Origin of the sequence: Myxococcus sp. CA051A, from assembly GCF_013336705.1 — a bacterium.
GTDB lineage: Bacteria > Myxococcota > Myxococcia > Myxococcales > Myxococcaceae > Myxococcus > Myxococcus llanfairpwllgwyngyllgogerychwyrndrobwllllantysiliogogogochensis.
In genome coordinates, this window is record NZ_JABUMS010000005.1 from 435773 (window position 1) to 447300 (window position 11528).

Annotated in this window: 7 protein-coding genes; 5 read left to right on the top strand and 2 right to left on the bottom strand. The window is 68.1% G+C overall.

All coding sequences use genetic code 11. From position 1 onward, the window contains the following. Window positions 1-77 precede the first annotated feature (77 nt). Window positions 78-776: a hypothetical protein gene (locus HUA74_RS17905; RefSeq protein WP_141642339.1), complete on the top strand. Its 699-nt coding sequence runs from the start codon at window positions 78-80 to the stop codon at window positions 774-776. Between the two features lie 11 nt (window positions 777-787). Beyond that, a complete protein-coding gene (locus HUA74_RS17910) occupies window positions 788-1741 on the top strand; it encodes a hypothetical protein (protein WP_141642340.1) in 954 nt (317 codons plus the stop codon). Window positions 1742-1987: 246 nt separating this feature from the next. On the opposite strand, the gene HUA74_RS17915 is transcribed toward HUA74_RS17910, so the two are convergent. After that, window positions 1988-2917: a DUF4382 domain-containing protein gene (locus HUA74_RS17915; RefSeq protein ID WP_174455460.1), complete on the bottom strand. Its 930-nt coding sequence runs from the start codon at window positions 2915-2917 to the stop codon at window positions 1988-1990. A gap of 213 nt (window positions 2918-3130) precedes the next feature. Continuing rightward, on the bottom strand, window positions 3131-4510 hold the full coding sequence (locus HUA74_RS17920; protein ID WP_141642342.1) for a sigma 54-interacting transcriptional regulator: 1380 nt from the start codon (window positions 4508-4510) through the stop codon (window positions 3131-3133). Between the two features lie 60 nt (window positions 4511-4570). Between HUA74_RS17920 and HUA74_RS17925 the strand changes: the two genes are divergently transcribed. Genes HUA74_RS17925 through HUA74_RS17935 form a run of 3 tightly spaced genes read left to right on the top strand, consistent with a single transcriptional unit; the run spans window position 4571 to window position 11516 of the window. Further along, window positions 4571-6559 (top strand): protein kinase, encoded by a 1989-nt coding sequence (locus tag HUA74_RS17925; protein ID WP_174455461.1) that lies wholly within the window; start codon window positions 4571-4573, stop codon window positions 6557-6559. A gap of 45 nt (window positions 6560-6604) precedes the next feature. Continuing rightward, window positions 6605-9004, top strand: coding sequence for a serine/threonine-protein kinase (locus HUA74_RS17930; protein ID WP_174455462.1), 2400 nt, complete (start codon window positions 6605-6607; stop codon window positions 9002-9004). A 46-nt stretch (window positions 9005-9050) separates the two neighbouring features. After that, a complete protein-coding gene (locus HUA74_RS17935) occupies window positions 9051-11516 on the top strand; it encodes a serine/threonine-protein kinase (RefSeq protein WP_174455463.1) in 2466 nt (821 codons plus the stop codon). The last annotated feature ends 12 nt before the right edge of the window (window positions 11517-11528 follow it).

The window sequence follows — 11528 nt, forward strand, 5'->3', positions numbered from 1 at the left end:
GATGGCGGCTTGCGCCATCCGAGGAACAGTGCGGAGCGGCGCGGTTTGTGTGGCGACCGCCAACGGCCTAACCTGCCATGTCCATGAAGGCGATCCTCGTCTCCCTCTTCCTGTTGGGCTCCACTCCCGAAGCCTCCACGCCGGCGCTCCCGCCGGAAGCGCTCGCGGCGCCGCCCATCTCCGACGACTCTCCGACGGCCTGGGCCTGCACCGTCGACACGCTTCGCGAGGGCAAGGAGTGCGTCTTCGAATCGGACGCCGCCGCCAGCGCGTCCGGTGCCGAACAGGCCACCGCGAACCGCAAGCTGCTCAAGGACATCTCCCGCGCCTTGTGCACGGAGGCGGTGGGCAATGCCCGCGAGGGTCGCACCGACGCGACGCTCATCGCGCTCTGTGAGCGCCGCTATGTCGCCGCCGCGGACCAGTGCGGGCTCGCGGGAGGCACGCCCATCGTGGACGCCAAGGGCCGCTTCGCTCCGGGTGCCCGGACCTGCTACCGCGGACTCTCCAGCGTCCTGCAGGAAGTCCAGCTCATGGCCACGGTGGCCGCGCCGTGCTGCGAGTGCGCCGCGCGTCGAGGGTGCCCCGGCACGGGAGACCGGTGCTACGCGGACGTGTCCCAGCAGCAGACCTCGCCCGCGACGCTCGCGTGCCTGAGTGAGCGCTGCGAGGACGTGTGCTCCGTCGTGCTGCCCGCGCCGACCGGCGCTTCTTCCGCCTCGCCCACCGCCCGTGAGCAGCAGCGCTCCTCGCGCTCGGGCTCCGCCTCGCTCTAGGAGTCAGCTCCATGCGCCACCATCCCTGGACTCTTCCGACCTGGGCCCTGTTGGGCTCGCTCGCCGCCGGTTGCGGGGCATCCCACTCCCACGTCACGTGGGCGGACTCCCAGCCTCGCGAGGATGCCCCACTCACCCCGAAGGCCGCGGAGGCGCCGCCGCCCAGCGCGTCCGCCGACCCCAAGGCCTTCGCCGCGCGCTACCCCAATCCGGCGCTGTGTGAAGCCGCCGCGCGCAGGCTCCAGGCGGAGTCGCGGGACGAAGGCTGGGCGGGTCTCAAGGCCTGCATCGAGCTGACGCCCTTCACCCAGATTCGCGCGCTGCTGAGCGGCGCCTGGTCGGAGGACCTGCGCGTGCGTCCCGAGGCCGCCTCGCTCATCGCCCGGGTCGTGGCCCAGCGCGGAGGCAGCGTGTCCGGCGAGCTCCAGTACCTCCAGGAGCGGAAGATCCCCATCTTCTCGCTCGCGTCCGCGGTCGAGCGTCCCGACACGTACAAGGGTCGCTACGTGCTGCTGCGCGCCCGCGTGGCGGACCAGCGCTCCGAAGGGGAGAAGCCCACCGTGTGGCTCGTGGAGCACACGCTGGCCTCGGTGGAGACGAATGCGCCGGTGGGTTATGGCGAGAGCTACGACACCACCACCACGACGTCGGGAGACCTGGGCGGGCAGACGCAGCTCACCGGGCCGGGCCGGCTGGGCGGCAGCGTGAGCACGCGGGAGCGCGGCAACAGCTCCACGACGCGCAAGCACTACGACAACATCTCCGACGAGACGGGCCAGGAGGCCCTGGGGCGGCTGCAGGGCGCGGATCCATTCCTGGAGGCCCGCCGCGACTACGTGTTCCTGGCGCGGTTCGACGGTGTGAGGCTCACGTCGGGAGGCACCGATGACGATGCCGAGGCGCCCCGCATCCCGGTGCTGACCATCGTCAGCTACCACTCGCCCCAGCCGCTCGTCGTCTACTGAGCCGCTGTCGCTTCGAGCGCGGATAAAAAACGAGGCGCCGGGAACATGTCCCGACGCCTCGCCTGGGGAGCTGGCCCCGCGCCAACCCCACCTGATTCGAAAACCCTCGGAGAAAATCTGGGCCTTCAGGCGGGAGACCTCCGCCCCCGGGGAACGGCCACGCTGCACGTGGATTTTTCCTTCCCACGTGAGGGCCGTGCCCGGAGTCCCTGTGGGCAGGGGTAGGCGCGGGAGTGTTCGCGGGGCCTACTGGGGCTGGGCGCCACTCACGACGAAGGCCTGGGTGCTGTCGCGGCCGGAGGCGAGCTGCACCGTCACCGGGTCACCGGGCGTGGTGGAGATGCTCACGCTCGCCGGGGACTCCACGTCCACCTGGAACGTGCCCGGGATGAGGAACTTGAAGGTGGCCTCGAAGGTGCCGTCCGCGTTTTCATCGGTCAGCGGAAGCGTCTCGCGGCTGCCCGCGTCGTTGATGAGCACCGCGTGGAAGTCCGCGAGCGTCACCGCGGTTCCTTCCACCGTGGGGAGCACCACGCCGGCGCCGAGCTTCACCTCGACGGTGATGCTCGCGGACGCCGTCACCTCGGCCGCCTTGATGACGGGGCTCATCACCCAGCGGCCGGAGTTGCCCGCCTCCTTGCCAAAGCTCTGCGCCACGTCGAAGTCGACCAGGAGGATCTTCTGCTCGCCCTCGATGGTCAGCTTCTCGTCGAACTTCACCTTCAGCCCGGACGAGCCGTAGCTCGGCATGTGGAGCTGGCCGGCGACGACGGCGCCCTCGGGAAGTCCCGCGTAGTTGTTGGAGGTGGCGAAGATGGACGTGGAGCCATCCGCGTTCTTCGTCTCCAGGTAGCCGCCGGTGATGACGAAGCGGAGCTGGGAGTAGTCCCCGTCGGGAACGACGGCCTCGGAGACGAGCTCGGAGGTCGAGTTGGCCAGGTCCAACAGGCTGACGGTGACGGGCTCGTCGCGCAGGACAACGCGGCCGCCTTCCTCGTCGCCACCCTGGAGATAGATCTGCGAGATGGTGACCACCGCGGTCTCCACGCCGTCGCCGGGTGCATCGGTCAGCAGGATGGAGACTTTTCCGTCTCCGTCACCACAGCCCATCAGTGGCAGCAGCAATGCGATGGCGAACCCCGCGATGAGGTTCGCACGGCGAGCATGAGTCAACATGGGGGGCTTGCTCCGGCAGGGGGCCGTGAAGACAACGGGCCGTTTCGACCGAAAATGACTCACGCCGGCGCCCATCGGCCACACGCGGAATTTCAGCCTTGGCTGCCCGCAGGGGCTGTAGGTGGAGAATTCCGGGATGTCCTGGGCAGGCGAGTCCTCAGGCTCACCCACCGTGGAGCCAGGGCTCACGGTGGGCGAGAGTCGCCCGTCGACTCAGGGGCCGCCCGATTCGAGCCCGTGCTTGCGGAGCAGCTTGCGCAGATAGACGCGATCAATCCCCGCCTCGCGTGCGGCGCGCGACACGTTGCCCTCGCAGCGCTCGACGAGGTTGCGCAGGTAGTCGCGCTCGAAGCCCTCGATGAGCCGCTCCTTGGCTTCCTTGAACGGCAGGTCGAGCGCCAACGACTGGGTCGACTCGGAGTCGTCCTCCGGAGGTGGCACGGGCGCGGGCACGTCCGGAATGTCCGGCAGGGCCTCTTCACCCAGGCTCACCACGCGGTCCACCACGTTGCGCAGCTCGCGCACGTTGCCGGGCCACGGGTACTGCGTCAGCAGCGCGCGGGTGACGTCCGACAGCGCGCTGGGAGGCTTGCCCAGTCGCGCCAGCACGGTGTCGATGAGGAGCGGGATGTCGTCGGGCCGCTCGCGCAGGGGCGGCAGGACGACGCGCAGCACCGCGAGCCGGTGGAACAAGTCGCCGCGAAAGCGGCCCTGCTTCACCGCGCCCTCCAGGTCCTGATGCGTGGCGGCCACGACGCGCACGTGGAAGGTGCGGTAGTCATTGGCGCCCACGCGCTTCACCTGTCGGCGCTCCAGCACGCGCAGGAGGCGAGGCTGGACTTCCAGCGGAAGCTCTCCGACTTCGTCCAGGAAGAGGGTGCCGCCGTGGGCCCGCTCGAAGGCGCCGGCGCGATCACCGTGCGCCCCCGTGAAGGCTCCCTTCACATGGCCAAACAGTTCGCTTTCGAGCAGCTGCGGTGGAATCCCCGCCAGGTCGGCGATGACGAAGGGGCCCTTGCTGCGCATGCCATGTGTGTGGATGGCCTCCGCGCACAGCTCCTTGCCAGTGCCCGTTTCGCCCTGGATGAGCACGTCCGACTCGCCCTGGGCCAGCCGCTCCAGCAGCGTGAAGACCTCCCGCATGCGTCGGCTGTTGCCCACCAGCCCCCCGAAGCTGCTGCGGGAGGAGAGGGGGAGGGCTCTCGTCTTCTCTCCCTCCGGAACCAGCTTCAGCTCGGTGGTACCCAGGGTCAGAGTTGCCCCTGGACGAACCTCCAACTCGGAGAAGCGCATGCCCTCGCAGAAGGAGCCGTTGCGTGATCCAGGGTCCACCGCGCGCACGCCATCCTCGCGGACCTCCAGGACGAGGTGCTGCCTGGACACGGAGCGATCCGGCAGGACGATGTCCGACGTCGCTTCGGAGCCCACGCGATAGCGCCCGGGCGCCAGCGGGTACGTCTTTCCTGCGTCCGGCCCCGACAGCACCGCCAGTTTCACCCTGAAGCGGGGGCTCCTGAGTGCCGGTAGGGCATCGGTTCGAACCAGCGCGTCATCCCCGTCCTCGTCTCCCAGACTTGCCACGGTGCACAACATAGCACGGGGAGACCCAGGAAGTTCGGGCTCCCAGGATTCTGCGGTAGGTTCCGGATTGATATGGCCTTGCAGCCCGGCGACAGGTTCGGCCGATACGAGCTGGTGTCATGGCTTGGTCGGGGGGGAATGGCGGAGACGTGGCGGGCCCGGTGGATGGGCGACGCTGGCGTCACCAAGTCCGTCCTCATCAAGAAAGTGCTTCCGGAGTTCGTGGCGGACGACGCCTTCGTGTCGATGTTCATCAACGAGGCGCGCATCTCCGCCACGCTGTCCCATGGCTGCATTGCCCAGGTCTTCGACTTTGGTCGGGTGGAAGGCCAGTACTATCTGGCCATGGAGTTGGTGGATGGGCAGCCGCTCCACCACGTCCTGAAGCGCGCGCTGAAGACGGGCCTGTCGCGGATGCCCATTCCCCTGGCGACGTACATCACGTTGGAGATGTGCCGGGGGTTGCACTACGCGCACACGCGCACGGATGACAAGGGCAAGCCCCTGGGCATCGTCCATCGCGACATCTCTCCGGACAATGTCCTCATCAGCTACGAGGGTCAGGTCAAGATCGTCGACTTCGGCATCGCCAAGGCGCAGCTGGCGCGCAACTTCATGACGGAGCCCGGGGTGGTGAAGGGCAAGTACCTGTACTTCTCTCCCGAGCAGGCGAGGGGATACGAGGTGGACGCCCGCTCCGATGTCTGGTCGACGGGCCTGGTGCTGTACGAGATGTTGTGCGGGCAGCCCCCCGTCAGCGGCACACCGGCGGCGGTGATGATGCGCATGGCGCATGGGGAGTTTCCCTCGCCACGGGAGGTGCGCGAGGACCTGCCTGTCGAACTGGATGAGCTTGTCATGAGGGCGCTGTCGGTGGACCTGTCGGCCCGGTATGAGTCCGCGAATGCGTTCGCGGATGCGCTGGCGGCGTTCCTCTATTCCCACGCCCCGCGGTTCTCGACGATGAATCTGGCGTACCTGGTCCGGGTGCTGTTCCGGGGAGACATGGCGGTGGAGGGGAGGGAGCTGTCCGTTCCGGCCTCGTTCATCGATGAGCTGACCTTGTGGCGGGCGAGTGGGGCGCCGCCGGAGGTGCCGCCGAAGAAGGAGCGAGGGAAGAAGACCGCGTCGCGGGCCGAGACGGAGATGGACCTGGACCTGCGGTCCAATCAGCAACGGACGACGCGAAGGCTGTTGCCCGCCATGGGAGTGGGCTCCACCCATGCCACGGAGGAGACTCCGGAGACCCATGTGCCGGAGGTGCCCGCCCCGTCCAGCGGAGGCCTTTGGGGTTGGGGGCTGATGCTGGGAATCGCAGCGGTGCTGGTGGTCGGGACCGTGGCGTTTCCCGAGTACTACATCGCGGCCCGGTCGACGGTGATGCCGAATTCGAACCCAATGTCTGACCCCGGAACATTGGCTCCGTACCGCCCCCTTGAGGTGTATCCCCCGGGCGCGACGAAGGCTGACGTGCTCCACGCAGGAGTCCTGCTCGACAGGGGGGATTTTCCGAAGGCGTCCTCCCTGGCGGAGAAGTGCCTGGAGGTCGCGCCGAATCATCCAGACTGTCTGTGGATCGCGGGGGCCAGCATGGCCCGCCTCAAGCAATTGCCCGAGGCCGAGGTGTACTTCAAACGCCTTCTCACGGAGCACCGCGACCACTCTCGAGCCGAGACGGCACGCGCGATGATGTCGGAGATGAAGTCCGAGCGGAAAGACAAAGCTCCGTCTGCCCCGACACCCGGCCCGTCCTCCGAGAGCACCCGAGTGACTTCAGTGAGTGCCATGCGCGCCGAGGAGTGGGCCAAGAAGTCGGCGGCGCTCATCAAGCAACAGAGGTTCCGAGAGGCGCTGGCGGCGGCCCAGCGCTGTATCGCCATCGCGCCCGAGGATCCCGACTGCCATTTGATGATGGGCATCACCCTGGCTCGCTTGGATGAGTTTGACACCGGGGCCGCGCACTATCGACGTTTTCTCAAGCTGGCACCTTCGGATCATCCGTACCGGAGAGGTGTCGAGTCCCAACTCCAGGACTACGACAGCCGATCCGGTTCCCGATGACCTGATTCCCACCGTCTGCCGTCAGGACATCCGACGACTCCAGTCATGGCCCAGGACCGCAACGCACGCTTCGGTCGGTACGAGCTCCTGGCCCTGCTGGGGCGTGGAGGCATGGCCGAGACGTGGCGCGCGAGGCTGGTCGGCGCGGCGGGCGTCACCAAGCCCGTCCTCATCAAGAAGGTCCTCCTCGAGCACGTGAACAACGAGGACTTCATCTCGATGTTCGTCCGCGAGGCCCGCATCTCCTCCACGCTGTCCCACGGCATCATCGCCCAGGTCTTCGAGTTCGGCCGGGTGGACGGCCAGTACTTCCTCGCCATGGAACTGGTGGATGGCCAGCCCCTCCACCGCGTCCAGAAGCGCGCGGCGAAGCTGGGCCTGTCCCAGTTGCCGGTGCCCCTGGCCACGTACATCGCCCTGGAGATGTGCCGGGGGCTGCACTACGCGCACACGCGCACGGACGACAAGGGCGCGCCGCTGAACATCGTCCACCGGGACATCTCCCCCGACAACGTCCTCATCAGCTACGAGGGCCAGGTCAAGATCGTCGACTTCGGCATCGCCAAGGCGCGCATGTCGCGCAGCTTCAAGACCGAGCCCGGCATCGTGAGAGGGAAGTACCTGTACTTCTCCCCGGAGCAGGCGAAGGGGCGCGAGGTGGACGCCCGCTCCGATGTCTGGTCCACCGGCCTCGTGCTGTACGAGATGCTCTGTGGACAGCCGCCCATCACCGGCACGCAGGCCTCGGTGATGCTGCGCATGGCCTATGGCGAGTTCCCCTCCCCACGGCAGGTGCGCGGAGATCTTCCCGTCGCGCTGGATGAGCTGATCATGAAGGCGCTGTCGGTGGAGCTGTCGACCCGCTACGAGTCCGCGAATGCCTTCGCCGACGCGCTGGCTGGCTTCCTGTATTCGGTCTCTCCACCGTTCTCGACCATGGACCTGGCGCAGTTGGTCCGGGTGCTGTTCCAGGAAGACCTCGCCGAAGAGGGCCGCGCGCTGTCCGTGACAAGCGCCTTCCACGAGGAACTCGAGGTCTGGCGCTCCCACGCCGCCAGGGTCCGCCCACCCCCGAAGCCGCCCCCCGTTCAAACCGAGGAGCTTCCTTCGGCCCGAGACGCCACGCCTCAGGATCCGGCTCGCAAGCGGAGGCGCTCCGAGGTCGTGATTCCCCTGTCGGAGCGGCCCACCCAGTTGCTCGACAGCGCCACGGAGCTCTTCCTCCCCAGCATCCCCCAGCAGCGAAACTGGAAGCGGGTCGCGGGCATCGCCGGCGGCGTCGTGGTCGTCGCGGCCTGCGTGGGGCTCGCCCTTTCCACGCGGCGCCCGGCCACGTCCGGTGCCATGCCCGCGCCCGAAGCCCGACCCCGGCTTGACTCCGGCACCCTGCGTCCGCCCACCTTCGTCCAGTACCCCGTGACGGAGTTCCTGCTCGAGGCAGACCGCGACGTCATCATCGTCCCCCGGACCTTCAAGGCGTTTGGACCGCTCGCCCCGGAGCGCTCCTTCGTGCTCGTCGACACGACCTCTCCCGGCCGGGGTGCGCCCTTCATCCTCAGTCCGTCCCAGGGCCTCCCTCCAACGGTCTTCTTCCTGTTGTCCGGCGACGCCTCGCTCCTCCCCGAGACGGCCCGTCTGGGGGAACTCGCGGGCGAGCCCCAAGCCATCGAGAAGGCCCGCGATATCTCGCTCTTCCGTCTCGGACCTGGCAGCAAGGAGTCGATCCCCGAGCGGCTCATCCAGCTGTCCGGTGCGAGCGTCGCGGCATCGAAGCCCTTCGTCTTCCGCCCTGACGCGGAGGGGCTGCTGCTGAAGCGCGGACTCGTCCTCAAGGGGCTCGATCCGATGACGACCTACGCGCTGAACCTGGAGGCGACGCCCCAGGGCGCATTCCTTCATGGTCGCGGCGCGGGCCCCGCCACCACGGTCATCTGTGCCCAGTGGGTGCCACCGCCCGAAGAGAACCCCTCGCCGCGCGGAGTCTCCCGGGACAAGGAGGTCTTGCCCCTCCAGTTCCTGCTCCGACAAGGCGAGGAGCGCCGCGTGCGAGGCGTCCTCGGACTGGTGTGTGGCTTCGTCGATGACGGCGCCGACGGCAACGAGGGGGCGCTCCGGATGCGCATCGACGCGGAGGCCGCCCTCAAGCGTCCGCCCGCCAAGAAGCCTCGCACCCCGGACGTCACTCAGCTGCTCAAGGACCTGAAGCAACACCTTCGCGAGAAGAAGTACGAGGAGGCCGTGGCCGTGGGGGAGAAATGCCTGGCCTTGATTCCCAGCCACCCCGAATGCCTGCTCCTGTCAGGCACGGCGCTGGGCTACGCGGGCCGGACGGAAGAGGGCGCGCGACTGTACCAACGCTTTCACCAGCTCTATCCGGAACACACACAAGCGAACATCGTGGAGGGGCTCCTGATGGAAATCGAGGGCGCCTCGGCCCCGAAATGACGGCGCCACCGCGACATGATTTGCGCGCCCGCCACGGGTTACCCCCATGACCCACGATCCGCATGAGCACCTTGGACGCTACGAGCTCCTCACCCAGTTGGGTCGAGGAGGCATGGCGGAGACGTGGCGCGCGCGGTTGGTCGGCGCCGCGGGCGTCACCAAGCCGGTCCTCATCAAGAAGGTGTTGCCGGAGTTCGCCAACGACGAGGCATTCGTCTCCATGTTCATCAGCGAGGCGCGCATCTCCGCCACGCTGTCGCACGGGAACATCGCCCAGGTCTTCGACTTTGGACGGATGGATGGACAGTACTTCCTGGCCATGGAGCTGGTGGATGGTCAGCCGCTCCACCGACTCCTGAGGCGCGCGGCGAAGACGGGCCTGCAGCAGATGCCCATTCCCCTGGCGACGTACATCGCCTTGGAGATGTGCCGGGGGCTTCACTATGCCCACACGCGCACGGACGAGAAGGGCGCGCCCCTGCACATCGTCCACCGGGACATCTCTCCGGACAATGTCCTCATCAGCTACGAGGGTCAGGTCAAGATCGTCGACTTCGGCATCGCCAAGGCGCGCATGCTGCGCAACTTCAACACCGAACCCGGCGTCGTGAGAGGGAAGTACCTGTATTTCTCTCCCGAGCAGGCCCGAGGCCGCGAGGTGGATGCCCGCACGGATGTCTGGGCAACGGGCCTGGTGCTCTACGAGATGCTGTGTGGACAGCTCCCCGTCACCGGCACGCAGGCGGCGGTGATGTCTCGGATGGTGCATGGGGAGTTCTCCTCGCCCCGGGAGGTGCGCAAGGAGCTGCCGTCCGCGCTGAATGAGATTGTGATGCGAGCGCTGTCCGTGGATGCCTCGATTCGCTACGAGTCGGCGAATGCGTTTGGCGACGCGCTGGCCTCGTTCCTCTATCCGTTCGCGCCTCGGTTCTCGACCATGAACCTGGCGTATCTCGTCCGGGAGCTGTTCAAGCCGGACCTGCTCCAGGAGGGCCGCGAGCTGACCGTGCCGCCCTCGTTCCTCGAGGAGCTGGCCGCCTGGCGTGGAACGGACGCACCTCCGCCCCGTCCCCAAGCACGGCCACCGACGCCAGGGCCCGCGCCCGTGTCCAAGGTGTCTTCCCCGAGGCGCGGCGCACACAATGCCCCCACCGTGCGCACGCCTTCGGTCGCGGGTCCCTCGAAGTTCCCCAAGTGGGGTCGACTGGGGCTGGTCGCGGGCACAGGACTCCTCGCGCTCTGGGGGACCCTTCACTGGCTGCGGCCGGCGAGGGAACTCGAGGTAGCGGACGTCCCTTCCCATTCGTCGCGGCTCGCGCACTACCCGGAGCCCGGCGACGCGGGGGGCGCGGTGTCGCGCTCCGCTCCAGATGCCTCGACCCCGCGGGCCGCCCAGCAGGTGGCGCTGGACGCGTCCAGTCCGGAGACCGGCTCCGAGGACTCCGTCGAGTCCGAGCCCGTCCCGGAGTATCCCGCCGCGACGGCCTTCCGTCTGGACTCCCGACGACATGTCCTGCGCGTACCGCTGGACCTGGTCGCCTTCCCTCGTCTGGATTCGACCGTCACCTACCGCCTCTGGGGCTCGAGCCCGTCTGATGGGTTTGCCCACCCGGCCGTCCTGGAACCCGCGCCGCGCCGGGAGCCTCCCGTCTTCTTCCTGCTCTCGGGCGAGGCGGTCAGACCGGAGGTTCGCGAGGGCGTCGTCGGTCGCCGTCCCATCTCGATAGAGGGCGTCCGAGCCGTCGCGCTGTTCACGCTGGGAGAGCCGACCCAGGATGACCTCGCCTACCAGTCGGTGTACCTCAAGCAAGAGGATGCGGCCGTCGAGCAGCGCTTCACCTTCCACCCCGAGCCCATGCGCGTCTCCGCCAGCAAGGGGCTTCTGATTCGAGGCCTGGATGCCCGGCAGACCTATACCCTGTCGCTGAATCCGGTCGGGGAGGGTGTCTTCCTGAGAGGAAGGGCCTACGCGCCGATGAGCCAGGTGGCCTGCATCGAGTGGTCCGAGCTTCCCTCCACCCTCGAGCCCGTCCGGAAGGTCGACGGGTATGCCGAGCAGCCGCTGCAGTTCCTCCTGCCGGAGTGGCGCGAGGTGAGGGTCCGCGGCATCCAGGGCCTGCGCTGTGGCTTCATCGACGATGCCGTCTTCGACAACGAAGGCGAGGCCGAGGTGCGCATCTCGCAGTGGGACCCCAAGCGCCCCAAGGCTCCCCCGGTGGAGGATGCCCGCGTGGGGGAGGCCACGAGGCTGGCCACACAAGGGCAGCGGCTGGCGCGTGCCGGACAGTTCTACGATGCCTTCCTGCTGGCCGAGGATTGCCTCTCCACCGTCCCGGAACAGCCGGACTGCCTGGTCCTCTCGGGGGTCATGCAGGCGCGGCTCGGTCGGATGGACGGCGCCCTCGAGCGCTATCGGACCTTCCTCCGGCGCTACCCGAGCCACCCCAAGGCCGCCACCGTGAAGGAACTCCTCTCGGGCCATGGGCAGACCCGACCCGCGTCCACCCCCTAGCGGCGGGAATCC

Bases quoted from the DNA above. Each gene is read 5' to 3' on its own strand.
- HUA74_RS17905 (WP_141642339.1), top strand. From the start codon at position 78: ATGTCCATGAAGGCGATCCTCGTCTCCCTCTTCCTGTTGGGCTCCACT.
- HUA74_RS17910 (WP_141642340.1), top strand. From the start codon at position 788: ATGCGCCACCATCCCTGGACTCTTCCGACCTGGGCCCTGTTGGGCTCG.
- HUA74_RS17915 (WP_174455460.1), bottom strand. From the start codon at position 2,917: ATGTTGACTCATGCTCGCCGTGCGAACCTCATCGCGGGGTTCGCCATC.
- HUA74_RS17920 (WP_141642342.1), bottom strand. From the start codon at position 4,510: ATGTTGTGCACCGTGGCAAGTCTGGGAGACGAGGACGGGGATGACGCG.
- HUA74_RS17925 (WP_174455461.1), top strand. From the start codon at position 4,571: ATGGCCTTGCAGCCCGGCGACAGGTTCGGCCGATACGAGCTGGTGTCA.
- HUA74_RS17930 (WP_174455462.1), top strand. From the start codon at position 6,605: ATGGCCCAGGACCGCAACGCACGCTTCGGTCGGTACGAGCTCCTGGCC.
- HUA74_RS17935 (WP_174455463.1), top strand. From the start codon at position 9,051: ATGACCCACGATCCGCATGAGCACCTTGGACGCTACGAGCTCCTCACC.